A 24,890-nucleotide genomic window follows, 5' to 3' on the forward strand; every position below is an offset into this window, starting at 1 on the left:
CGTCGTCGCCACCGAGGAGATCCGTGCCCCACGTGCAGCCGGCTGCCGTCCCTGATCCCGAGCCGACCTTGGCCGCCGTGGTGGTACTGGCCGCGGGGCAGGGCACGCGCATGCGTTCGTCCACGCCCAAGGTGCTGCACGCCCTGGGCGGTCGCAGCATGCTCGGCCACGTCCTCGCGGCCGCCGCGCCCCTGGGCGCCGGCGCGACGGTGGTGGTCGTGGGCTCCGGTCGCGACCAGGTCGAGCAGCACCTGGCGCAGATCGCGCCCACCGCACTGCCCGTCCTCCAGGAGGAGCAGCGCGGCTCCGGCCACGCCGCCGCGGTCGCGCTGGCCGCCGTGCCCGGCCTCGAGGGCGCCGTCCTCGTCGTCAACGGGGACGCCCCGCTGCTGACGACGCGGACGCTCGAAGCGCTCGTGGCGGCGCACGACGCGGCCGGCAGCGTCTTCACGGTCCTGACCGCCGAGGTCGACGACCCGACCGGACTGGGCCGGATCGTCCGGGACGGGAGCGGGGCGCCGCAGGCCATCGTCGAGGAGCGCGACGCCACACCGGAGCAGTGCTCGATCCGCGAGGTCAACGCGGGCGTCTACGTCGCCGCCGCGGGCACGCTGCGCCGCGTGCTGGCGGGGCTCGCCACCGACAACGCCCAGGGCGAGCAGTACCTGACCGACGCGCTGGCCCCGCTGGTCGCCGGTGGGGCACCCACCGCCGCCGTGCGCGCCGACGACCCGGACGACGTCCTCGGCTGCAACGACCGCCGGGAGCTCGCCGCCCGGCGCCGCACGCTCAACGACCGGGTGCTCGACGAGCTGATGCGCAGCGGCGTCACCGTCGTGGACCCCGCGACCACCTGGGTCGACGTCACCGTCTCCGTCGCGCCCGACGCCCTCCTCCGGCCCGGCACCCAGCTCGAAGGGGTGACCTCGGTCGGGGCAGGTGCGGAGGTGGGCCCGGACACGACGCTGGTCGACACCGAGGTGGGGGAGTCGGCGACTGTCGTGCGGACCCACGCCGTCGGTGCGCGGATCGGCGCGGAGGTCTCGGTCGGCCCGTTCGCCTACCTCCGGCCCGGCACCGTGCTCGGCCCCCGGGCGAAGGTCGGTACGTTCGTCGAGACGAAGAACGCGCAGGTGGGGGAGGGGTCCAAGGTTCCGCACCTGTCCTACGTCGGCGACGCCACCATCGGTCGCGGCACCAACATCGGCGCCGCGACGGTGTTCGTGAACTACGACGGCGTGGCCAAGCATCAGACGACGATCGGCGACCACGCGCGCACCGGCGCGGACAACATGTTCGTGGCGCCGGTCACGGTGGGGGACGGCGCCTACACCGCCGCCGGATCGGTCATCACCTCCGACGTCCCCCCGGGAGCGATGGCCGTCGCCCGGGCGGCCCAGCGCAATGTGGCAGGCTGGGTGCGTCGCCGACGGCCCGGGACGCCCGCTGCGCAGGCTGCGGCGGCAGCCGAGAGCCCGGCCGAGGCACCTGGGCAGGACCATTCCGGCACCTCGCGTGCGGACCACGACAGCTAGGGACAGCGAGCCGATGAGTGCGATCCGGCAGACGACGAACAAGAGCCTGATGCTCTTCTCCGGTCGGGCCTACCCGGACCTGACCGACGAGATCGCCGGCCACCTCGGTGTCACCCCCACGCCGACGGCGTCGTACGAGTTCGCCAACGGCGAGCTCTTCGTGCGGTTCGAGGAGTCGGTGCGCGGCTGCGACGCCTTCGTGGTGCAGAGCCACACCGCGCCGATCAACACCTGGCTCATGGAGCAGCTGATCATGGTCGACGCGCTCAAGCGCGCGTCGGCCAAGCGGATCACCGTGGTGGCCCCGTTCTTCCCCTATGCCCGGCAGGACAAGAAGCACCGCGGCCGCGAGCCCATCTCCGCCCGCCTGGTCGCCGACATGTTCAAGACCGCCGGTGCCGACCGGCTCATGACCGTCGACCTGCACACCGCCCAGATCCAGGGCTTCTTCGACGGCCCGGTCGACCACCTCTTCGCCCTCGACCTGCTCGTCAAGCACGTCAAGGAGCGCTGGGGCGACCGCGACATCACCGTCGTCTCGCCGGACTCGGGCCGCGTCCGGGTCTCCGAGCGCTGGAGCGACAAGCTCGGCGGCACCCCGCTGGCCTTCATCCACAAGACCCGCGACCCCATGGTCGCCAACGAGGTGGTGGCCAACCGCGTGGTCGGTGAGGTCGAGGGCCGGGTCTGCATCCTGGTCGACGACATGATCGACACCGGCGGCACGATCGTGAAGGCCGCCGAGACGCTCTTCGAGGCGGGCGCTGCCGACGTCATCGTCACCGCGACGCACGGCGTGCTGTCCGGTCCGGCTGCCGAGCGGCTGTCCAACAGCAAGGTCAGCGAGGTCATCGTCACCAACACGCTGCCGATCGAGCCGACCCGTCAGTTCGACAAGCTCACCGTCCTCTCCATCGCCCCGCTGCTGGCGCGGGCGATCCGCGAGGTCTTCGAGGACGGCTCGGTCACCAGCCTCTTCGACGGCGCCTCGTAGCACCGTCGCCCTCCGGGCGGGGACCCTGCGGGCCCCCGCTCCGCGGGACCGCTGCGCGTCTGCCGCGGCTCGTCGCGTATCCTCGGCGGAGCCCGGCGAGGGAGCCCTGCTCCGTGATCGACGTGCGTGCCTCTCGGGGTGTGCTGCGGTCGTGCGCCGGCCCGCAGACCTGATCCACCTTCTGAGGAGCACATCACCGTGGCTGACTTCCGTCTCGACGCCGAGCCCCGTACCGAGTTCGGCAAGGGCAGCGCGCGCCGCACCCGCCGCGCCGGGCGCGTCCCCGCCGTCCTCTACGGGCACGGCCAGGACGTCGTCCACCTGTCGCTGCCGGCCCGCGAGTTCGCCGCCGCCCTGCGCAACGGCGGCAGCAACGTCCTCCTGACCGTCGTGCTGGACGGCAAGGAGCAGCTGGCGCTGACCAAGGCCGTGCAGCGCGACCCGCTGACCCGCGTCCACGAGCACGTCGACCTGCTGCTCGTCCGCCGCGGCGAGAAGACCACGGTGGACGTGCCGATCATCGTCGTCGGCACGCCGGCCCCCGACTCCATCCCGAACCACCAGCTGAACACCGTCTCGATCGAGGCCGACGCCACGAAGCTGCCCGACAGCATCGAGGTCGACGTCACCGGTCGCGAGGCCGGGGAGAACATCACCGCCGGCGACCTCGTGCTGCCGCAGGGTTCGACCCTGATCACCGACCCCGAGGCCCTCGTCATCGGCTTCCTGGGCGCGCCCTCGGCCGAGGCGCTGGAGGCGGAGCTCGCCGAGGCCGAGGCCGAGGCCGGCATCGAGCGCGAGGAGTCCGACGAGGCCGCCGAGGGCGTCGGCGAGGGCGACGTCGTGCCCGAGCCGCTCGACCAGGGCAGCGGCGAGTCGATGGACGCCGCCGAGAACAGCAAGAACGACTGAGGCATCCGCTGACCGAGAGCACGGCCCGCAGGGGCGCCGGCACCGCCGGCGCCCCTGCGGCGTCCCCGGCCCCCGAGGGCCCGTTCCTGGTCGTCGGCCTCGGCAACCCCGGTCCGGGCTACGCGGGCAACCGGCACAACGTCGGCGCGATGGTCCTCGACGAGCTGGCCCGCCGGGCCGGGATCCGGCCGACGCCCGGGAAGGGTGCCCGCGCCCGCGCGGTGTCCGGCGAGGGCCGGCTGGCCGGCGTGCGCGTCGTGCTGGCCCAGCCGCTCACTTACATGAACGAGTCGGGGAGCCCCGTGCGCGGGTTGCTCGACTACCACAAGCTGCCGCCGGAGCAGCTCGTCGTCGTCCACGACGAGCTGGACCTCCCGTTCGCATGCGTGCGGCTGAAGCGGGGAGGCGGGGAGGGCGGGCACAACGGCCTGCGCTCGATCACCCGCTCGACCGGCACGAAGGACTACCTCCGGGTGCGGGTCGGCATCGGCCGGCCGCCCGGCCGGCAGGATCCGGCCGACTACGTGCTGAAGGACTTCTCGGCGACCGAGCGCAAAGAACTGGATCTGCTGCTCGTCGAGGCCGCCGACGCCGTCGAGTCCCTGCTCACCACCGGCCTCGAGGCCGCGCAGAACGTGGTCCATCCCCGCAGTTGACCCGGGGGACTCCCCGTCGAGGCGATGCGCCCAGGCCCGTTCGGGTGAAGAGCCCCCCGGGCGCGTTGACGCCGTCATGACTCTCGGTGAGTGTTGGCGGGAGCTTGCACGTCCACGTGCCGACGATTCCGCTGGTCTCGACGCGCCTCCTGCGTCGAGCGGCCGGCCGGTGGCCACGGTACGTAACTCGTTCGGGGGGACACGATGCTTCTGGATCGCCAGCAGGTGGGCGCGGAGGCGGTGATCCTGCCGGGTTCTCCCGGTGGGTGGACCTCTGGTGCGCCGGCCGGTGCGCGGCCGACGGTGCGCCGCGCGGCGCCCTCGTGGGTCCGGTCCTACACCGTCTCCCTGATCGTCGTCGAGGTGCTGCTCGCCGGTGCGGCCGGCACGGCGGTCCTCGTCGCCCGCACACCTCAACCCCGGCCCGGGTCACTGCTGTTCTGGGCCGCGCTGGTCCTCCTCGCCGCCTGGCCCGTGCTGCTCGGCACCGCGGGCGCCTACTCCGAGCGGGTGTACGGGACCGGCAGCGACGAGTACCGGCGGGTGGGGCGGGCCGGCTTCGTGCTCCTCGCGAGCGCCAGCTTCCTGTCCTTCGCGGCGGCGCTGGAGCTCAGCCGGGCCTTCGTCGTCGTCGCCATCCCCGCCCTGACCTGCGCCAGCCTGCTCGTCAGGTGCCTCGCCCGTACCCGGCTGCGACAGCTGCGGGCGCGCGGGCGGTGCACCAAGAAGGTCGTCGTCGTCGGCCGTGGCGGGGCCGTCCTGGAGCTGGCCGCCCGCCTGCAGCGGGAGCGGTACGCCGGCATGGAGGTCGTCGCCGCCGCTGTCACCCCGGGCGATCGCAGCCGGGTGACCGAGCACTCCGGGGTGCCCGTCGGCGGCCTCGACGACGTGCTCGCCCTGGCCGCGGCCCACGACGCGGACACGATCGCGGTGACGTCGGCCAGCGAGACCGCCGCGCAGTACCTGCGGGAGCTGTCCTGGCAGCTTGAGGGCACGGGCATCGAGCTGCTGGTCGCACCGGGTCTGATCGAGGTGGCCGGTCCGCGGCTGCACATCCGCCCCTTCGAGGGGCTTCCCCTGCTGTCGGTCGAGCAGCCGTGCTTCGAGGGATGGCGGCGGGTGGTCAAGGGCGGTGTCGACCGGGCCGTGGCCGGCGTCGCGCTGCTGCTGCTGGCCCCGGTGCTCCTCGCGATCGCCGCCGCCGTCCGGCTCGACAGCCCCGGTCCGGTGTTGTTCCGGCAGGAGCGCGTGGGCCTGGGCGGGAACCGGTTCACCATGCTGAAGTTCCGCAGCATGGTGGTCGACGCCGACCGGCAGCTGGAGGTGCTCCGCGCGGAGAACATCTCCGACGGCCTGCTGTTCAAGCTGCGCGCCGACCCTCGCGTCACCCGGGTGGGCCGCTTCCTCCGCCGGCTGTCGCTGGACGAGCTGCCCCAGCTGATCAACGTGCTGGGCGGGTCCATGTCCCTGGTCGGTCCGCGCCCGCCGCTGCCCGACGAGGTGGCGCGCTACGACCACTCGGTCAGCCGCCGGCTGCTGGTCAAGCCCGGGTTGACCGGCCTGTGGCAGATCTCCGGGCGCAGCGACCTGTCGTGGGAGGAGTCCGTGCGGCTCGACCTGCGCTACGTGGAGAACTGGTCGCTGGCCCTCGACGCCCTGATCCTCTGGAAGACCGGGCGGGCCGTGCTGTCCCGTTCCGGGGCCTACTGAGCCGCCTCGTCCGGGCGTCACCCGCAGGGGTCACGCTCCCTGCGGAAAGCTCCTCCGGCCGCTCTCCGTGGACGAAGCTCCTGGTGAAGCAGGAGTCGGACCGGCACCCTCCAGGTGCCGTGGTGCCGGCCACCCCAGGACTCGGACGGAGGGGCCATGCGGATCGCCATGGTCGGCACGCGGGGCGTGCCCGCTCGGTACGGCGGTTTCGAGACCGCTGTCGAGGAGGTGGGCAGCAGGCTCGCCGACCGGGGCCACCGGGTGGTCGTCTACTGCCGCACCACGCCGGGCGAGGACGCGCGGCCGGCCCGCCACCTCGGCATGGAGCTGGTGCACCTGCCCGCGGCCCGCAGGCGGTCCCTGGAGACGCTGAGCCACTCGGCGCTCTCCGTGGGCCACCTGCTGCGGCACCGCACCGACGCGGCGTTCGTCTTCAACGCGGCCAACGCGCCGCTCCTCCCGGCCCTGCGCACCGCCCGGATCCCGGTCGCCACGCACGTCGACGGGCTGGAGTGGAAGCGGGCCAAGTGGGGCCCGATCGGCCAGCGTTACTACCGCGTGGCCGAGGCGCTCGCCGTGCGCTGGTCGGACGCGCTGATCGCCGACGCGCAGGGGATCGCCGACTACTACCGGTCGGAGTTCGGGGTGCCGACCACCCTGCTCTCGTACGGCGCCCCGATCATCACGCCCGGCACCGACAGACTCGCCGAGCTCGGGCTCACCGTCGGCGGGTACCACCTGGCTGTGGCCCGCTTCGAGCCGGAGAACCACGTCGACGTCATCGTCGACGGGTACCGCCGCAGCGGCGCGACCAGGCCGCTGGTCGTGGTGGGCTCGGCGCCCTACTCCGACGCCTACACCGCCCGGGTGCACGGCCTCGCCGACGAGCGGGTGCGCTTCCTGGGCGGGGTCTGGGACCAGGAGCAGCTGGATCAGCTCTACGCCTACTGCTACACCTACCTGCACGGCCACTCGGTCGGTGGCACCAACCCGTCGCTCCTGCGGGCGATCGGTGCCGGCGTCGCCGTCCTGGCCTACGACGTCGACTTCAACCGCGAGGTGGTCGAGGACGCCGGCCGGTTCTTCCACAGCCCCGCCGACGTCGCCACGCTCGTCGAGGCTGCCGAGGCCGACCCGGCCTCGGTGCGCCGGGCCGGCGTGCGGGCCCGTGAGCTGGCGAAGGGGTACGACTGGGACGACGTCGCGGCGGGCTACGAGCAGCTCGCCCGCCGGCTGGCCGGGCGGCACGGGCCCGTCCGGCGTCCCTCGGGCCGTCGCTTCCCGGCGCCGACGTCGGTCCCCGCCGCGGTCCCGCTCCCGCGCGCGACGGGCGCCCAGCCGTCGGGCCGCAGGGCCGTGGGCCTGGAGTTCGACGTGATGCCGTTCCCCGGGGCGCAGCAGTGACCGTGAACGAGGCCCGGCGCCGAGTGCCCTGTACCGCAGCTGAGGGGAGTTGTCGTGGCTGAGCGGTCCGATACCGGGAGCGAGCCCGCCACCCGGCCCCAGGATCTCCTGCGCCGGCCGCGCGTGGTCGTCCCGGCGGTGCTCGTGGTCGTCGCCGCGGTGGTCGCCGTCCTGATCGGCGTGGGCGGGGCCGACGAGCCGGCCGGGTCATCCCCGTCCTCGGCGGCGTCCACGGCGGCCACGCCCACCGAGCTCACGCCGGCGCCGGTGGATCCGGCCGCTCCGCCGACACCGGCCGAGACACCGGTTCCCCCGGACGGCGACCAGCCGCCGCAGACCCTTCCCGAGGTGCCCCTCGACGAGCCGGTCGAGGAGGCGGGCATCACCGGGTCCCTGGTGTCGCTGGAGGAGTTCCAGGCCGACGGCAACGGCCCGGGGAACATCGACGGTCCCGCGCTGCGCGTCACGGTCCGACTGGTCAACGACACCGGCGCCGACCTGGACCTGACCGGCGTGTCGGTGGACCTCCTCCACGGCCCCGACCGCACGGCGGCCTCGCCCGTCGAGGACCGGTCGCACTCACCCCTGACCGGCGTCCTACCGCCCGGCGACGCGGCCGAGGGCGTCTACGTCTTCGGCGTCCCGGAAGAGGCGCGGGGCGATGTCCGCGTCGAGGTCGGTCCCCGGCCCGGCGCCCCGGTGATGGTGTTCATCGGGAGCGTGCGGTGAGCCCCGACGGCCCCGTCGCCATGCCTCACGAGCACGAGCGGAGAACCGGCATGGCACGCGAAGTCGGCTACACCACGGGCGTCTACGACATGTTCCACATCGGACACCTCAACATCCTGCGCCGCGCGCGGATGCTGTGCGACCACCTCGTCGTCGGGGTGACCACCGACGAGCTGTCGCTCGCGGTGAAAGGAAAGACGCCGGTCATCCCGTTCGAGGAACGGATGGAGATCGTGCGCGCCGTCCAGTACGTCGACGAGGTCGTGCCCCAGACGACGATGGACAAGCTCGCGGCATGGGAGCAGTTGCGCTTCGACGCGGTCTTCGTCGGCGACGACTGGAAGGGCACGGACAAGTGGAACGCCCTCGAGCGCGACTTCGCCCAGCGAGGTGTCCGGGTGCACTACTTCCCGTACACGACGCAGACGTCGAGCACGCTGCTGCGTGCGGCGCTCACCCGTCTCACCCGGCCGGTCGCGGGCTGACCCGTGGTCATGGGAGACCCCGCGGTGGCCTCACCCGTCACGCCCGGAGCCGAGGACCGGCTCCGTCGCTGGCTGATCCGTCGCGCCGGTGAACTGCGCGGCCGGCCTCTCGCCATCGATGAGCGCATCCCCGTCGGAACCCTGGGCTCCCTCGTCCTCGAGCGCGCCGCCATGGCCGCCCGTGGTCTCGCGCGGTTCCCCACCCGTTCGCCCCGGCCGTTCGTCGGCCGGGGCGTCCGGCTGCGCGCCAAGCACCGGCTGCTCTTCGGGCGGGGGGTGACCTTCGGCCACGGCAGCCTCGTAGACGCCACGTCGGTCCATGGGGTGACACTCGGCAACGGCGTCACCGTGGGCCGCAACACCCGGATCGAGTGCACGGGCAGCGTGGCCACCCTGGGCGCCGGTCTGGCCGTCGGTGACGGCACGGGCCTGGGCACCGACTCCCTGTACGGCTGCGCCGGGGGGATCACGATCGGCCGCGACACCATCGTCGGCAACTACGTGTCGTTCCACTCCGAGGATCACGTGTTCGCCAGCCGCGAGCTGCCCATCCGGGACCAGGGGGTGACCCACCAGGGCATCGAGGTGGGAGACGGCTGCTGGATCGGCTCGCGGGTGACCGTCCTGGACGGGGCCCGCATCGGCGACGGCTGCGTCATCGCCGCCGGCGCCGTGGTGGTGGCGGGGGACTACCCCCCGTACGGCGTGTACGGCGGGGTGCCCGCGCGGCTGCTCCGCGAGCGCTCCCGCTGACGACCCGCAACCTGGGTGACAGGCCGCTGTCACCCAGGTTGCCCGGCCCTCCGGAGGAGAGGGCCGGCTCAGGCCGTGGCGGCGCGGCGGTCGGCGTCCAGCTGGGCGAGCTGACGCCGCCAGCGGACCAGCGCCCCGGTCAGGTAGGCGATGTTGCCGAGCAGGAGGACGGCGTAGGCGGTGAGGAAGATCGGCCGCCAGCCGAAAGCCACGAAGGCCACGCACAGCAGCCCGTAGTCGGCCGGGGCGATCAGCACCGACCGGATCATCGACCGGCGTCCTCCGGCGTCGCGCACGGGACGCGGCCCGCCGCGCAGCTGCTCGATGAGCGTGTTGCCGAAGAAGAGGACCGTCACCACGACCTGGAAGGCCGCCGGCAGCGCCAGGGCGGTCTCGTCCACCCCGCCGAAGCGGTAGAGCGAGATCAGCACGGCCAGGTGGATGGAGGCGTTCTTCGCGCAGTCGATCATGTGGTCGAGCCACTCGCCGGTCAGCGTGCCGCCGCCGCGCAGCCGGGCGAGCTGCCCGTCGGAGGAGTCCAGCGCGTACCCGAGGCAGAGCAGGGCCGCCACGACCACGCCCATGACCACGCCCGGGGGCATCGTGGCGACGATGACGATGGCGGTGAACGTCAGGGCCGCACTCACGGCGGTCACCTGGTTCGGAGTCATCCCGAGCACGTGGGCCACGGCGGCGAAGCGCCGGCCCAGCGGACGGTTGACCACCCGCGAGTAGAGCGGGATGCCGTAGTTCGACTTGCCCGCCGACCGTAGTTGGGCCAGGGCCTCGGTGACAGTGGGCCGGGATCGGACGGGGTGGATCGCGGCCATCGTGCTGGGTCCTCCTGGAGCGTCGGTTCCCGGGCGCCACCGGCGAGGCCGGCCGGAGTCCCGGTCCCGGCCATCCTCGCCCCGCCGCGGACGGGCCGGGAGGGGCTCGCGGTCGGGCTGACCCCCACGGGTGAGCCCGGCAGCCGACCCGACCGGCGTCGCGCCGCGGCTGCGGCCATCTCCACTGCGGAGCGTTACGGCGTTGCGTTACCAGGAGTAGTTACAGCACCACATAAGGCTCGTGGACGTGGCAAGGTGAACTACATCGAGTGACGTTCGTGGTCTGGAGGGCCCGTGATCGTCACGCTTAGTATCCGACGGTTGCTCGAGCTGGGGGCTCGAGCCGACCGCGCGGGGGGAACATCGAGATGACGGATCGGACAGGCCTGACGACGGCGCTCGAACGGATGGTCGCGCTCGTCGTGGCCGCACTGCTCGTGACCGGAGCGATCTCCGTGACGGCCGTGGCACGGGCGGATTCCGCACCGGCCGATCCGACCGATCCGGCGACACCGCGCACGGTGACGGCGGACCCGCTGCCCACCACGCAGATCAACGGCATCGCGTGGTCGCAGGTCGTCGTCGGGAACACCGTGTACGTCGCCGGCAAGTTCTCCTCCGCGCGCCCGGCCGGTGCCGCGGCGGGCGTGGGCGAGACCCCGCGGGGCAACCTGCTGGCCTACGACATCCGCACCGGCGAACTCCTCACCTCGTTCGCCCCCCGGCTCAACGGGCAGGCGCTGGTCGTCACGGCGTCCCCGGACGGCTCCCGCATCTACGTCGGCGGTGACTTCACCGAGGCCGACGGCCAGGTCCGCCGCAAGATCGCGGCCTACAGCACCGCGACCGGCCGGCTGATCGACACCTTCAAGCCGAGCGTCTCCGGCCAGGTCCGGGCCATCGCGGCGACCGACACGACCGTCTACCTGGGAGGCGGCATCTCCGCCGTCGGCTCCACGGCGCGGCACCGGCTGGCCGCGGTCCGGGCGGACAACGGCGCCCTGCTGCCGTGGGCTCCTCGCCCGGGCACCGGTCCCACGGACGGCAACGACGACGGCAACACGGCGACGAGTGACCATGTCACGGGCTTGGTGGTCACCCTGGGCGGCAGGCAGATCGTGGCCTCCGGGCGCTTCTACACGATGAACGGCGCCCGGGCGACGGGGATCGCGGCGATGGATGCGGCCTCCGGTGCGAACCGCGCCTTCGCGGTCAACCAGTTGATCACCAATCAGGGAATCAACTCGGCGATCTACAGCCTGTCGACCGACGGGACCTACGTCTACGGCACCGGGTACGACTACTACGGCCCCGGCAACGTGGAGGGTTCGTTCAAGGCCGCCGCGGACGGCGGAGTCCTGCAGTGGATGAACGACTGCCACGGTGACACCTACTCGAGCTTCCCGATGAACGGCGCTCTCTACATCGCCGGGCACCCGCACGTGTGCAGCAACATCGGGGGGTTCCCGGAGCACGACCCGCAGATCAACCGGTTCGCGACCGCCACGAGCCTCGTCGCCACCGGCCGGGTGGGCACCGCCACCATCGCCAACGCGAACTTCACCGGGAAGCCCGCCCCGTCCCTGCTGCCCTGGTTCCCCATCATGACGCAGGGCACGGTGTCCGGGGCCTCGCAGGCGGGCTGGTCGGTGGCCGGCAACGACCGGTACGTCGTCTACGGCGGGGAGTTCCCACGGGTGAACGGCAAGGACCAGCAGGGCCTCGTCCGTTTCGCCCTCGCGGAGAACGCGCCGAGGAAGGTGGCCCCGAGCGCGGCGGGCTTCACCGCCACGGCCACCGCCGTGTCGCCGGGTGTCGTGCGCGTCGGCTGGAACGCCGTCTCCGACCAGGACAACGGCAACCTGACCTACCGGGTGTGGAAGGACGGCGCGGCCGGCACTCCCGTGCACACGCGCACGGCGGCCTCCCAGTTCTGGGACCGCCCGTCCATGGCCTTCACCGACACGGGGGTCACCCCCGGCACGCACACGTACCGGGTGAGCGCCACCGATCCGGCCGGCAACCGCATCAACACGGCCTGGGTCACCGTGACCGCCACGTCGGGCACCACCCCCGCCCGGGCCTACGTCGACATGGTGCGTGCCGATGGTGCGGAGTCGTTGTGGTCGCTTTCGGAGAACTCGGGCATGGCCCGTGACCGGGTGGGGAGCAACGACCTCACCGTCAACAGCGGCGTGACGCGCGGCCAGGGCGGTGCCCTCACCGGTGACCGGGACACCGCCTTCGCCTTCAACGGCTCGTCCACCGGTTACGCCGTGGCGAACCGCGGTGCGACGTTCGGTCCCCAGACCTTCAGCCTCGAGGCCTGGTTCCAGACGACCTCCACGCGTGGCGGGAAGATCATCGGCTACGGCAACGCCGTCACCGGGACGAGTTACCACAACGACCGGCACATCTACATGGACGCGCAGGGGCGGGTCTCCTTCGGCGTCTTCCCCGGGAGCATGCGGACGATCACCTCCACGAACCGTCTCAACGACGGCCGCTGGCACCATGTCGTGGGGACGCTCGGCCCCCAGGGCATGTCCTTCTACGTCGACGGCGCACTGGTCGGCTCCCGCGCCGACGTGTACCACGCGCAGAACGGCTACACCGGCCAGTGGCGCATCGGCGGTGACACGTCCTGGGCCGGCGCCAACTTCTTCCAGGGGCGCATCGACGAGGTCGCGGTCTACCGGACCGTCCTGCCGGCCGATCGCGTCCGTGCCCACCACACCCTGGCCACCACCGGGACGGTGACCAACTCGGCGCCGACAGCCGCCTTCACCTCCTCGGTCACGGACCTCGCCGCCGCCTTCGACGGCACCGGCTCGACCGACCGGGACGGTCAGATCCGCGCATGGGCGTGGGACTTCGGTGACGGCACCCGCGGTGACGGATCCCGCGTCGAGCACGCCTACGGCGCGGCCGGCACCTACACCGTCCGTCTCGTGGTCACCGACGACCGCGGCGCGACCGCGAGCGTCACCCGGCAGGTGACCGTGACCGCGCCGCAGCCGAACCGGGCGCCGGACGCCGCATTCGACGCGCAGGCCACCGGCCTGAGCGTGGCGCTCGACGCCTCAGGCAGCAGTGACGGCGACGGCACCGTCGTGGGCTGGGCCTGGGACCTCGGTGACGGCACGACGGCAACTGGTCGGACCATCCGTCACAGCTACGGCACCGACGGCACCTACACCGTCCGGCTCACGGTGACCGACGACGACGGCGCGACCACCACGGCCGAGCAGCCGGTCACGGTCGTCACCCCGAGCGTGCTCGCGTCGGACACCTTCGACCGGACCGTCACCGGCGGTCTCGGTACCGCGGACGTCGGTGGCCCCTGGACGGCCACCTTCGGCACCACCCGGCAGTCGGTGGCCGACGGCGTCGCCTCCCTGCAGCTGGCCGCGCCGGGCAACAACACCGGTTCTGCCCTCACCGGGGTCGCCACCACGAGCGCCGACCTCCGGACCGCCTTCTCGCTGAGCGCGGCGCCCACCGGCAGTGGTACCTACGTCTACGTCCGCGGTCGCGTCGTGGGCACGTACCAGGAGTACCGGGCGCGGCTGCGCATGCTCGCCGACGGTCGCGTCGCGGTCTCCTTCAGCCGGCAGACCGGCAGCGCCTCCGAGACGCTCATCGGCGGGGAGGTCGTGGTCCCCGGCCTGACCTACGTTCCCGGCACGGTGCTCAACGTCCGCACGCAGGTCCAGGGCGCCGGGACCACCGAGCTCGCGCTCTCCGTCTGGGCCGAGGGCACGCCCGAGCCGGCCACACCGACGGTGACGCGGACCGACTCCAGCGCCTCGCTGCAGGCGGCCGGTGGGCTGGGCCTGTCCGCCTACCTCTCGGGCAGCTCGACGGCCCCGCTGGCCGTTCGGTTCACCGGCCTGACCGCCGTGCCTGTCGGCGCGTCGGAGCCGGAGCCGGAGCCGAATGCCGCGCCGCAGGGCGCGTTCACAGCCACTGCCGACCAGCTGACCGGATCGTTCGACGCCACCGGCTCGACCGACACCGACGGCACGGTCACCGGCTGGGCGTGGGACTTCGGAGACGGCACCACCGGTACCGGGGCCACGGTGACACACGTCTACGAGACAGCCGGCACGTACACCGTGCGTCTCACCGTCACCGACGACCAGGGCGCCACCGGCACCGCGGAGCGCACGCTCACGGTCAGCGCGCCGCCCGCGGATGGCGGGGAGGAGCCGGAGGACCCGGCCGAGCCGCAGCCGTTCGCGCTGGACACCTTCGCTCGGACGGTCACCGGCGGCCTGGGCACCGCCGACGTCGGCGGCCCGTGGACGGCCACGTTCGGCGGCACCCGGCAGTCGGTGGCCGGAGGCACCGCCACGCTGGACCTCCTGGCGCCCGGCAACAACACGGGCAGCGCCCTCACCGGCGTCTCGGCGGCCGACACCGATCTGACGGCGACGTTCTCGCTGTCGGCGGCCCCCACCGGCGCGGGTACCTACGTCTACGTCCGGGCGCGCGTGGTCGGCACGTACCAGGAGTACCGGGCGCGGCTGCGGATGCTGGCCGACGGCCGGGTCGCGGTCGCCTTCACCCGCCAGGCCGGCACCGCCAGCGAATCGGTGATCGGTGGTGAGGTCGTCGTCCCCGACCTCGTCTACGTGCCCGGCACCGCGCTGTCGGTCCGCGTGCAGGCGACGGGCATGGGGACGACAGAGCTCGCCGCCACGGTGTGGTCGACGGGCAGTCCCGAGCCCGGGACACCGACGGTGACCCGGACGGACACCACGCCGTCGCTCCAGACCCCGGGCGGGGTGGGCATCTCCGCCTACCTCTCCGGCAGTGCCACCGCACCGGTCTCGGTCCGGGTCACCGCCTTCCGGGCCGGCCCCCTGCAGGGCTGATCCGCGCCGACCGGTACCGCGGTGCGGCAGCGCCACACCTCGGACCGGCCGGCGCAATGCCGGGAACACAGCGGCACGGTGGGGAGGATGGACCGGTGACGACGCTGGTGCGAGCGCTCCGAGGCCGGGTGGCCGGCGCCGTCGCGGCCCAGGCGACCCAGGCCCTGGGCGGCCTGGTGCTGCAGGTGGCGGCCGCCCGGTCTCTCGGCGCCTCGGGGCTCGCCGGATTCGCGCTGGTGTACGGCGCGATCGTCCTGGTGACGGCGGTGAGCAGCGGGCTGGTCGGGGACTCGCTGACCGTCCTCGACCGTCAGGAGCGCGGGGTCCGTGCCGCGCTGCACGTCTGGGCGGCCGCTCTCGCCGGGGCGATGGGTCTGGCCGGTGCGGCCGTGTGCGCGCTGTCCGGCCTGACCCGACCGGGCGAAGCGGTGCTGATCGGCCTGGCGGCCGCAGCCTTCATGGTCGAGGACCTGCTCCGCAGGCTGCTCATGGCCGCCGGGCGGTTCTGGGCCCTCCCGGCGGTCGACCTCGTGGCACTGGCCGGCGCGCTCGCCGTCCTCGTGCTCGCGGCGACGAGGGGCGGGCTCGTCCTCGGCGACTTCGTCCTGGCCCTGCTCGCCGGGCAGCTGCTCGCTGCCGGGGTCGCCTGGTGGCGGCTGCCCGCCCTCGAGCGTCCGGCGGGGCCCTGGCGGCGGCCGGCGTTGCGTGCCGTCTGGGCCTTCGGCGTCTACCGCGCCGCCGCGCAGGTGATCCGGCCGGCGCTGCTGACCCTGCTGCGGCTGCTCGTCATCACGGCTGCGGGGGCCGCCGCCTACGGCCCGATCGAGGCCGCACGGGTGGTCACCGCCCCGACGCTGCTGGTTGTCGGCGGGCTGGGTTCCTTCCTGCTGCCCTGGTTCGTCGCGGGGCGTGAGAGCCCGGCCGCCGGCCTGCGCAGTGCCGACCGCGCCGCCTCCGGGTTGGTGATGGTGGTGGCCTTGCTCGGTATCGCCGCGGTCGGGTTCCTGCCCTGGCTCGCGCCGCTGCTCACCGGCGGTACCTTCGCGGTGCCGGCCACCGCGGTCGCCGGGTGGTCGCTGTACGCCGTCGCCAGCGCCCTGCTGCTGCCCTATGCGGCGATGGCGGCGGCCCACCACCAGCAGCGGCGCGTCCTGGCACTGCGGTCGCTGGAGCTCCTGTCGCTGGCGGCGGTCGGGGTGCTGGTGCTCATGGTCCCCGGAGGCGCGGTATGGGCGCCGGCTGCCCTGGCGATCGGCCCGGTCCTGGCGGCGGCAGCGGTGCGGCGCAGTGTGCTGTGCCCGCTCGTCACCCGGTCGCGGCCCCGTGACCTCGCGCCCGTGCCGTCTGCCTGACCGCCTCGACGACGGCCGCCCGGTACCGCTCGGGCGTGAAGCGCTCGAGGGCGGAGGCGCGTCCCGCGGCGGCGAGGCGGGCGGCGAAGTCGTCGTCGTCGAGCAGCCGGCCGACCGCCGTGGCGAGCGCGGCCGGGTCGTCCGCCGGCACGAGCAGACCGGTCACCCCGTCGGTGACGATCTCCCGCAGTCCCTGCACACCGGAGGCGATCACCGGCCGCCCGGCGAGCTGGGCTTCGACGGCGACGTTGCCGAACGGCTCCGCCCGGGAGGGGACCAGCACGACCTCGGCGCGTGCGAGGGCCGGCCACGTGGGGGAGACGTAGCCGGAGAAGGTCACCGCGCCGGCCAGGTCGGGGCGGGCGGCCCGCTCGCGCAGCTCCGCCTCGTACCACTCGTAGCCCGGGAAGACCGTGCCGCACAGCTCCAGCTCGACGGGGCGACCGTCCGCCCGCAGCCGGGCGACGGCCTCGACCGCGACGTCGATGCCCTTGCGCGGCGAGAGCCGGCCGACCACGACCACCCGCCGTGTTCCGGCGGCGTCCCGGACCGGGGGGGCGGGTTGGGCCGACGGCCCGCTGACGCCGTTGTGCACGACCGTGGTCCGCCGGGCGATCGCAGGCAGTGCTGCCCGTACGACCTCGGCGGCGGCCCTGCTGTTGACGACGACGGTGCGGGAGGCCAGCAGCGGGGCGTTGAGCCCGGCGCTCACCAGCCGGCCGCCCTGCTCGGCCTCGTGCACGTGCGCCAGCGCAGGCCTGCGGACCAGCCCCGCCGCCACCAGCCACAGGGGCACGGTCACGGTGTTGACGTAGACGACCGTGGCGTCGACCCGGCGCAGCCACCGGCACATCCCGGGCAGCGCGCGCAGACTCGCGGCGGCCAGCCGGACCAGGCCGAGGGGCGTCAGCAGGCTCTTGCGCAGCACCGGCACCGGCCGCAGGTGCACCTCCGCGCCGGCCTCCTCGAGACGGGGGGTCAGGGGGCCGTCGCCGGGCAGCGTCACCACGACCCGCCAGCCGGCGCCGTGCAACCCACGGATGCTCTCCAGCAGCTGCAGGTCCGAGCCGTAGAGGTCCGCTGACGGATGGGCGACGGCCACCGTCATCCGGGCGGGTTCCTCGGGCACCGAACGTCCCCCTCTCGGGTCACGGCCCCGGCCGGGACCCAGTCCATCGTCGCAGATCAGCCCTAGGATTCTGCGCGGCGCGGTAGGCGTGCCCAGGGCCGCGAGCTGTGAGGAGCCACGGTGCACCAGCCCCCCGTGAGGCCACCGGCGCGCGTGTTCGTCGTGTGCCTGCTCGTGGTGGCCGGCACGGTGGTGTGGCGCCGAGGCACCATCTTCTCCGGCGGGCTGGACGCCGTCGTCGTCGGTAAGGCGGTCGTGAGCGTGATCGCACTGCTGATCGCTGCCGCAACGGTCCGGTCGGGAGGGCCTCTGCGTCGGCTCGGCACCGGCAGCCTCTGGTTCCTGGTCGCCGTCCTGCTCGCCGGCCTGCTCGGTGCCCTGGGGCACGGCACCCTGCTCGCAGGCGGGGTCGTCGCCGTCCGCGTCCTGATCCTCGTCGCCACGGTCTTCCTGCTGCTGCGGTCCACGTCCGGGGCGGACTTCTTCGCCGGCGTGGTGTGGGCCTCCGGTTCGATCGCCGCGCTCGCTGCGGTCACCGGCTTCCCGCACCTGAGCTCCGGTCGGCTCGAGGGCGGGCTCCCACCGCTGAACCCCAATGAACTCGCGGCGCTGGCCGCGGTGGTCGTGCTGTGGGTGGCCTGGCGCGCCCTGCTCGGTGCGGCCGGGCCGGCTGATCTGGTGGTGGCGGTTGCCTTCACCGGGGTCCTGTGGGCCACCGGGTCGCGGACGGCGCTGGTCGTGCTGGTCGTCGCCGTCGTCGTCATGGTGGTGCAGGTGCGCCGGTTGCCGGTCGGGCTGGTCGTCGGCGGCCTCATCACGGTGGGCCTCGGTGCCCTGGCTGCCGTCTCGACCGGGGCGGTGGGGGAGTTCGCCGAGCGCGATGGCGCCGGGGCGAGCACCCTGGCGGCCCGGTTCATCGCCTGGCGGGCGTCGCTCACCTGGGCCGAAGGGCCATGGCAGACGGCGTTCGGCGGCGGGCTGTCGGTGAAGCTCATCCCCGTGGAGGGGCAGCACTGGGACACCCAGCTCCTCGACAGCAGCTGGGTCTCGGCGCTGGTGCAGAGCGGTGTGGTGGGGCTGGCCGTCGCCTTGGCCTGGGCGCTGTGGACCTGTCGTGGCGTGCTGCACGTGCCGCCGGCGGACCGGCTGCTCCTGACGGGGCTCCTCACGTTCGTCCTCGGACGCAGCGTCCTCGAGAGCGGGCTGTTCGACGCGACTCCCATGGCGCTGACCTTCGTCGCCGTGGCCCTGCTCGCCGAGAGGGGCAGCCGGGCACGACCGGTGGTCGACGACCTGGGCGCGGCCCTGCCCGGCCGCCTACCGAGCGCCGGGCGCTAGGAGGCGGAGCCGGCCGGGGCGCGGTCGGCTCGGCGCCGTTCCTCGGTGGGCAGTGGGTCCAGAACCGGCGGCGGTACCGCCTCGCCCCGGAGCGTGGCCCGCGTCGCCGGGACCAGGACCAGCGCCAGCGGGCGCACCTGGACCACGTCGAGCATGTCCCGCATCTCGCGGAGTTCCGCTGCATCGACCCGCCCGTCCTCCAGGACGAGAACCACGGCGTCGTACTGCCCCGTCAGCCGCCGGCGGTCGCGCACCGGCAGGAGGGGGTCGCCGACGGCGAGGCGCACCCGGGCACGACGGTCACCACTGCCGACCTGGCCGGCGGCCTCGGTGTCCTGCTCGGACGTGCCGCTGACCGCCGCGGCCGTGCCGACCTCGCGCAGCTCCCCGGCGACCTCGGTCGCCAGCCGCAGGGGCGCGGTGTTGCCCGGCGCGGGGGAGATCAGCAGCACCCGGACGGGCCGGTACTCGGCGAGCGCCTCCAGTCGGCGGGCCAGGAGCGCGGCCGGTCGGCCGGTGAGCCGGCTGCGCCGCCCCCGCCCCTCCGGCGCCGCGAGGAGCGGCGGCATGCGTCCGTCGACGGTGCCCCAGGCGCGGCGGACGTCCTCGGGGGTGTGCAAGGACGTGTCCATCCGGCTGCGCACGACGGCGAGAGCAGCGCCCAGGAACGCGCCCACGACGAGGCCGAGGGCGAGCAGGAGATCCGACCGCGGCGACTCCGGGGAGGCGGGCGGGCTGGCCGGACCGGTGACGGTCAGCCGGACCGGGGACGTGCTCCCGGCCGGGGCCTCGAGCTCCTCGACGGCGGTGGTGAACCGCTCGGCGGCCGCGTTCGCGATCGCGGCGGCCTGAGCGGGGTCGCAGGAGGTGACCGAGATGTCGACGCGGGAGGTGTCAGCGGGATTGCCGGCCGACACGTCGGCCCGCAGCGCCTCCAGCGACCGGTCCAGCGCCAGCTCGTCGATGACCGGCTCGAGGACCGCTGGGCTGTCGACGACGTCGAGGTAGCTCTTGACCCGCTGGGTGACGAACTGGAAGCCCGCCGTGCTCTCGGACGTGCTCGCCACGAAGACCTGGGCCGTGGCCACGTAGGTCCGAGGCAGCACGGCGTTCAGGAACAGGGCTGCCAGCAGGCTCATCACGGTGACGCCGGCCCAGACCCGCCAGTGCCGCCGCAGCGCGGTCAGGTAGTCGTGCAGTTCCATGTCGCCTGCCCATCGGCTCGTCGCTCATCCGGCCCGGGCGGCCCGAAGGGGTGTCCGTGCTGGCCGGCATCGAGACTCGCCCGGCAGAGACTAGGTCCGGAGAAGGGGCGCCGACGCCGCCTCCTGGGGGCACATCACCCCATCGGGGCGTGCCTGTCGGTGGCCAGGTGCCCGTCCGGTCCCCCGCGGCATGCCGCCGCCGCGCGGACTAACCTGGGCCTCGGCTCCTGCCGCACCCGGCGGCTCGTCGGGAGGCCGTCCCTGATCCCCGGGAGAAGAAGAAGCGTGAGCCTGCGCGGCGTGCTCGACGTCGTCCTGACCGACCCCGGCATGGCCCGCGTGGTCGCCGCCGCGGGGCAGACGGAGTTAGCCGTCACCGCACCGCCGTCGCTGCAGCCGCTGGTCGCCGCCGGGCTGGCCGCGGCGGGCGGTGGCGAGCGCACCGGCGTGCCGGTCCTCCTGGTGACGGCCGGCGAACGGGACGCCGACGCCGCCGCCGACCTGCTGCGCTGCTTCCTGCCCGAGCGGCGGATCGAGACCTTCCCCGCCTGGGAGACCCTGCCGCACGAGCGGCTCAGCCCGCGGGCGGACACGGTCGGGCGCCGGCTGGCGGTGCTGCGCGATCTGACCCACCCCGGCGCGAACGGCACGATCGACGTCCTCGTCGCCCCGGTCCGCAGCATCCTGCAGCCGCTGGCGCCGGGTCTGGGCGACCTCGTGCCCGTGGAGCTGAAGCCGGGGGACGCCGCGGAGCTCGACGACGTCGCCCGCGCGCTCTCCGACGCCGCCTACACGCGGGTGGAGCTGGTCGAGAGGCGTGGCGAGTTCGCCGTGCGCGGCGGCCTGCTCGACGTCTTCCCGCCCACCGAGCCGCACCCCGTGCGGGTGGAGTTCTGGGGTGACGAGGTCGACGAGCTGCGCTACTTCTCCGCCGCCGACCAGCGCTCCCTCGACGAACGGCCGGACCGGCTGTGGGCGCCGCCGTGCCGTGAGCTGCTGCTCACCGACGAGGTCCGCGCCCGCGCCGCCGCCCTGGCCCAGGAGCACCCCGGCCTGCTCGAGGTCCTCGGCAAGCTCGCCGAGGGCATCGCCGTCGAGGGGATGGAGTCGCTGACCCCGGCCCTCATCGGGGACGAGGCCATGCAGCTGCTCACCGATCTGGTGCCGGCGGGCACCCACGTCCTGGTCTGCGATCCCGAGCGGGTGCGCAGCCGCGCCGCCGACCTGGTGCGCACCGCGGAGGAGTTCCTGGCCGCCTCGTGGGCGACGGCCGCCGAGGCGGGGGAGTCCCCGCTGGACCTGGGGGCGTCGTCCTTCCGCGATCTCGCCGACGTGGAGACCGCGGCCCGCACCCGCGGGCTGCCGTGGTGGACCACCGGCGCCTTCACGCTCCAGGCCGAGGACGACGAGCGGCAGATCACCCTCGACGCGACCACCGTCGACCGGTTCCACGGCGACCAGGGCGCGGCCGTCGAGCGGATGCGTGGCTGGCAGCGGCAGGGCTGGCGGGTCGTCGTCACCTTCGCCGGGCCGGGGCCCGCGCAGCGCGCGGCCGAGCAGTTCGGCCAGGCCGAGCTCGGCATCCGGCTGGTGCCGGACGTCGCCGGCGCTCCCGACGCCGGGCTGACCCACGTCACCCAGGGCAATCTCGAGTCCGGGTTCGCCTTCCCGGGCATCGGCCTGGCGCTGCTCACCGAGCACGACCTCACCGGGCAGCGCGGCACCTCGATGCGGGACGCGGTGAAGATGCCGGCCCGCCGGCGCAACGCCGTCGACCTGGTGCAGCTGCAGCCCGGCGACCTCGTCGTGCACGAGCAGCACGGCGTCGGTCGCTACATCGAGATGATCAGCCGGACCGTCAACGGCGGGCAGCGCGACTACCTGATCGTCGAGTACGCCCCCTCGCGGAGGAACCAGCCGCCGGACCGGCTGTTCGTGCCCACCGACGCCCTGGACCAGCTCACCCGCTACGTCGGCGGGGAGGCCCCGGCGCTGTCCAAGCTCGGCGGCGCGGACTGGAAGAACACCAAGGCCAAGGCGCGCAAGGCGGTCAAGCAGATCGCCGGGGAGCTCATCCGGCTCTACTCCGCGCGGATGGCGACGACGGGCCACTCCTTCGGCCCCGACACCGTCTGGCAGCGCGAGCTCGAGGACGCCTTCCCGTTCCAGGAGACGCCCGACCAGCTGGCCGCGATCGACGAGGTCAAGGCCGACATGGAGCAGTCGGTGCCGATGGACCGGATCATCTGCGGCGACGTCGGCTACGGCAAGACCGAGATCGCCGTGCGGGCGGCGTTCAAGGCGGTGCAGGACGGCAAGCAGGTCGCCGTCCTGGTGCCGACGACGCTGCTGGCCAACCAGCACTTCAAGACCTTCTCCGAGCGCTTCGCGCAGTTCCCGGTGACGGTCAAGGTGCTCTCCCGGTTCCAGTCGGACAGGGAGGCGGCCGAGATCCTCCGCCAGCTGGCGGCCGGGGAGATCGACGTGCTCGTCGGCACCCACCGGCTGCTGCAGCCCAGCACCCGGTGGAAGGACCTCGGTCTGGTCATCGTCGACGAGGAGCAGCGCTTCGGCGTCGAGCACAAGGAGTACCTGAAGACGATGCGGACGGCGGTCGACGTCCTGTCCATGTCGGCCACCCCGATCCCGCGCACGCTGGAGATGAGCCTCACCGGCATCCGCGAGATGTCGACGATCCTCACCCCGCCCGAGGAGCGGCACCCGGTGCTCACCTACGTGGGCGCCTGGAGCGACAAGCAGATGGCCGCCGCGATCCGCCGCGAGCTGCTGCGCGACGGCCAGGTCTTCGTCATCCACAACCGGGTGCAGTCGATCGACAAGGCCGCGGCGAAGATCCGCTCCCTGGTGCCCGAGGCCCGGATCGCCGTCGGGCACGGGCAGATGAAGGAGCACGAGCTCGAGCGGATCATGGTCGGCTTCTGGGAGAAGGAGTACGACGTCCTGGTCGCGACGACGATCGTCGAGTCCGGCCTGGACATCCCGAACGCCAACACCCTGATCGTCGACCGCGCCGACACCTTCGGCCTCTCGCAGCTGCACCAGATCCGCGGCCGCGTCGGCCGCGGGCGCGAGCGGGCCTACGCCTACTTCACCTACGACCCCACCCGCACGCTCACCGAGACCTCGGTCGACCGGCTCACCACGATCGCCCACAACACCGACCTCGGCGCCGGCATGGCCGTGGCGATGAAGGACCTGGAGATCCGCGGCTCCGGCAACCTGCTCGGCGGCGAGCAGTCCGGCCACATCGCCGGCGTCGGCTTCGACCTGTACGTGCGGCTGGTCGGCGAGGCCGTCGCCGACTACCGGGCCCAGGTCAGCGGCGAGGACGCCCCGGCCGAGCCGGTCGAGGTCCGGGTCGACCTGCCGGTCGACGCGCACCTGCCGCACGACTACGTGCCCGGCGAGCGGCTGCGGATGGAGGCCTACCGCAAGGTCGCCTCGATCCAGGACGACGAGCAGGCGCAGGCCGTGCTCGACGAGCTCACCGACCGCTACGGAGCTGCTCCGGCGCCGGTGCTCAACCTGCTGGCCGTGGCCCGGTTCCGGGTGGCGATGCGTGCGCTCGGCATCATCGAGGTGACGCTGCAGGGCCGCACCATCCGGGTCGGCCCGGTGGACCTGCCGGAGTCCAAGCAGATGCGGCTGGCCCGCCTGGCCGACGGCGCCTCGTACAAGGCGGCGGTCCAGACGATCTCCCTCAAGGTGCCGGTCGGCCCGGACCGGCGCACCCCGCTCCGGGACGTCGCCCTGCTCGAGAACCTGCACGCGACGCTGCGCGCGGTCCTCGACCAGCCCGTCGCCGCCTGACGGCCGCGCCGGGCATCGCGGCGAGCGCCGGCGGGCGAGGAGCGGGCCGCGGCCCGGAGGGCGGCCGTGCCGTCGCCGCCTGAGGACGGCGTCCACCGGGGCGGCATGCGGCTCAGGTCACACCGGATGTGGGAGTCTCCCGGGCGTGCTGATCCACCGCGCTGCCCGGGCGAGCGCCGCCGTCTTCCTGGTCGCCGTCGCGCTGGCCGGCTGCCGGTCGGCCCCCGACGTCGCCGCCTACGTGGGGCAGGAGCAGATCGCCGTCGGTGAGCTGCGGTCGGCCGTCGACCAGCGGCTGGCCGACCCGGAGCTCGCCGCCGCCGTGGCCGGCAGCGAGGAGGAGCTCACCCGCCGCGTGCTCGGCCTGCTGATCGAGGGCGAGATCCACGACACCGCGGCTGCCCGGTACGACGTGCAGGTCACCGAGGGCGAGGTGACCGCCCGGATCCGGGAGCTGCTGGGCGACGACCCCGAGGCGGTGTACGACCGGCTCGCGCAGCGGGGCGTGGGCCGCGCCGACGTCCGGGAGAGCGTCCGCCAGCAGCTCGTGCGCCTGGAGCTGGCCGACGCGACCGCACGCGACGAGGCCCTCGAGGAGGCCGCGCTGCGCGAGCGCTACCAGGAGGTGCGCGACCAGCTGGCCGAGGTGGAGTTCGGCTACGTCACGGTCCCGGACCAGGCGACGGCCGATGCGGTCGTCCGGGAGCTGGCCGCCGACCCGGGGAGCTACCCCGAGGTGGCCGCCCGGTTCCCCGGGCCCTACACGCTCGCCGAGCTCCAGCGGCAGCCGGTCGAGCAGCTGCCGGCGCCGCTCGCCGAGCAACTCGCTCCCCTGGAACCGGGTGGCGCCTTCTCGATGCCGGTCCCCGAGGCCGGTGGCGTCGTCGTCGGGTTCAAGGCCGGGGTCGTGTACCCCTCGTTCGAGGAGCTGCGTCCCCGGCTGGAGGCGGCGGCCGCCGATGAGGTGGAGGCCGCCGTCCGGCCGCTCCTGGAGGAGGTGCGGGCCGACCTCGGGATCACGGTCAACCCGCGGTACGCCGTCTGGGAGGACGGCCGGTTGCTGCCGCCCGGTGACGGCGGTGTCGTGCAGATCCTGGAGGAGCCGGCCGCCGCGCCGGAGCTCCGCGTCCCTTCGGCAGACTGACCG

At 73.8% G+C, this 24,890-nt stretch carries 17 protein-coding genes; 14 read left to right on the forward strand and 3 right to left on the reverse strand.

Features of this window, described 5'->3' with window-relative positions:
* Positions 1 to 23: 23 nt before the first annotated feature.
* The 9 genes from glmU (at position 24) to ABDB74_RS03305 (ending at position 9,178) form a co-directional block, all read left to right on the forward strand.
* A complete protein-coding gene (gene glmU / locus ABDB74_RS03265) occupies positions 24 to 1,535 on the forward strand; it encodes a bifunctional UDP-N-acetylglucosamine diphosphorylase/glucosamine-1-phosphate N-acetyltransferase GlmU (RefSeq protein WP_346621705.1) in 1,512 nt (503 codons plus the stop codon).
* 13 nt (positions 1,536 to 1,548) lie between these two features.
* The gene (locus tag ABDB74_RS03270) at positions 1,549 to 2,529 is read left to right on the forward strand and encodes a ribose-phosphate diphosphokinase (protein ID WP_346621707.1); all 981 of its coding nucleotides are present in this window, start codon (positions 1,549 to 1,551) and stop codon (positions 2,527 to 2,529) included.
* Positions 2,530 to 2,727: 198 nt separating this feature from the next.
* Complete coding sequence (locus tag ABDB74_RS03275) at positions 2,728 to 3,441, forward strand: 50S ribosomal protein L25/general stress protein Ctc (RefSeq protein ID WP_346621709.1); 714 nt, start codon at positions 2,728 to 2,730, stop codon at positions 3,439 to 3,441.
* An 86-nt stretch (positions 3,442 to 3,527) separates the two neighbouring features.
* The gene (gene pth, locus ABDB74_RS03280) at positions 3,528 to 4,097 is read left to right on the forward strand and encodes an aminoacyl-tRNA hydrolase (RefSeq protein ID WP_346623849.1); all 570 of its coding nucleotides are present in this window, start codon (positions 3,528 to 3,530) and stop codon (positions 4,095 to 4,097) included.
* 204 nt (positions 4,098 to 4,301) lie between these two features.
* Complete coding sequence (locus ABDB74_RS03285) at positions 4,302 to 5,807, forward strand: sugar transferase (RefSeq protein ID WP_346621711.1); 1,506 nt, start codon at positions 4,302 to 4,304, stop codon at positions 5,805 to 5,807.
* 156 nt (positions 5,808 to 5,963) lie between these two features.
* Positions 5,964 to 7,211: a DUF1972 domain-containing protein gene (locus tag ABDB74_RS03290; protein WP_346621713.1), complete on the forward strand. Its 1,248-nt coding sequence runs from the start codon at positions 5,964 to 5,966 to the stop codon at positions 7,209 to 7,211.
* Between the two features lie 54 nt (positions 7,212 to 7,265).
* Positions 7,266 to 7,940, forward strand: a complete 675-nt coding sequence (locus ABDB74_RS03295) for a hypothetical protein (RefSeq protein ID WP_346621715.1) — start codon at positions 7,266 to 7,268, stop codon at positions 7,938 to 7,940.
* Positions 7,941 to 7,990: 50 nt separating this feature from the next.
* Positions 7,991 to 8,425 carry an adenylyltransferase/cytidyltransferase family protein gene (locus tag ABDB74_RS03300; RefSeq protein ID WP_346621717.1) on the forward strand — a complete coding sequence of 145 codons (435 nt, stop codon included), beginning with the start codon at positions 7,991 to 7,993 and terminating at the stop codon, positions 8,423 to 8,425.
* A gap of 24 nt (positions 8,426 to 8,449) precedes the next feature.
* Complete coding sequence (locus ABDB74_RS03305) at positions 8,450 to 9,178, forward strand: acyltransferase (protein ID WP_346621719.1); 729 nt, start codon at positions 8,450 to 8,452, stop codon at positions 9,176 to 9,178.
* Positions 9,179 to 9,246: 68 nt separating this feature from the next.
* Here ABDB74_RS03305 and ABDB74_RS03310 read toward each other — a convergent pair whose 3' ends face one another.
* Positions 9,247 to 10,008 carry a CDP-alcohol phosphatidyltransferase family protein gene (locus tag ABDB74_RS03310; protein WP_346621721.1) on the reverse strand — a complete coding sequence of 254 codons (762 nt, stop codon included), beginning with the start codon at positions 10,006 to 10,008 and terminating at the stop codon, positions 9,247 to 9,249.
* Positions 10,009 to 10,376: 368 nt separating this feature from the next.
* Between ABDB74_RS03310 and ABDB74_RS03315 the strand changes: the two genes are divergently transcribed.
* Entirely contained in the window at positions 10,377 to 14,888 is a 4,512-nt protein-coding gene (locus ABDB74_RS03315; RefSeq protein WP_346621723.1) for a PKD domain-containing protein, read from the forward strand.
* Between the two features lie 95 nt (positions 14,889 to 14,983).
* Complete coding sequence (locus ABDB74_RS03320) at positions 14,984 to 16,240, forward strand: hypothetical protein (protein ID WP_346621725.1); 1,257 nt, start codon at positions 14,984 to 14,986, stop codon at positions 16,238 to 16,240.
* Here ABDB74_RS03320 and ABDB74_RS03325 read toward each other — a convergent pair.
* Positions 16,194 to 17,369: a glycosyltransferase family 4 protein gene (locus ABDB74_RS03325; protein WP_346621727.1), complete on the reverse strand. Its 1,176-nt coding sequence runs from the start codon at positions 17,367 to 17,369 to the stop codon at positions 16,194 to 16,196. The two genes, ABDB74_RS03320 and ABDB74_RS03325, sit on opposite strands and share 47 nt — an antisense overlap.
* A 120-nt stretch (positions 17,370 to 17,489) precedes the next feature.
* Here ABDB74_RS03325 and ABDB74_RS03330 point away from each other — a divergent pair, with 120 nt between their 5' ends.
* A complete protein-coding gene (locus ABDB74_RS03330) occupies positions 17,490 to 18,707 on the forward strand; it encodes a hypothetical protein (RefSeq protein WP_346621729.1) in 1,218 nt (405 codons plus the stop codon).
* Here the strand turns inward: ABDB74_RS03330 and ABDB74_RS03335 are convergent.
* Positions 18,704 to 19,912 (reverse strand): Wzz/FepE/Etk N-terminal domain-containing protein, encoded by a 1,209-nt coding sequence (locus ABDB74_RS03335; protein ID WP_346621731.1) that lies wholly within the window; start codon positions 19,910 to 19,912, stop codon positions 18,704 to 18,706. The two genes, ABDB74_RS03330 and ABDB74_RS03335, sit on opposite strands and share 4 nt — an antisense overlap.
* Before the next feature lie 285 nt (positions 19,913 to 20,197).
* Here ABDB74_RS03335 and mfd point away from each other — a divergent pair, with 285 nt between their 5' ends.
* Positions 20,198 to 23,743 carry a transcription-repair coupling factor gene (mfd, locus tag ABDB74_RS03340; protein WP_346621733.1) on the forward strand — a complete coding sequence of 1,182 codons (3,546 nt, stop codon included), beginning with the start codon at positions 20,198 to 20,200 and terminating at the stop codon, positions 23,741 to 23,743.
* A 145-nt stretch (positions 23,744 to 23,888) separates the two neighbouring features.
* Positions 23,889 to 24,887, forward strand: coding sequence for a peptidylprolyl isomerase (locus ABDB74_RS03345; RefSeq protein WP_346621735.1), 999 nt, complete (start codon positions 23,889 to 23,891; stop codon positions 24,885 to 24,887).
* Positions 24,888 to 24,890 lie beyond the last annotated feature (3 nt).

Origin of the sequence: Blastococcus sp. HT6-4, assembly GCF_039679125.1 — a bacterium.
In the GTDB taxonomy this organism is placed as follows: domain Bacteria; phylum Actinomycetota; class Actinomycetes; order Mycobacteriales; family Geodermatophilaceae; genus Blastococcus; species Blastococcus montanus.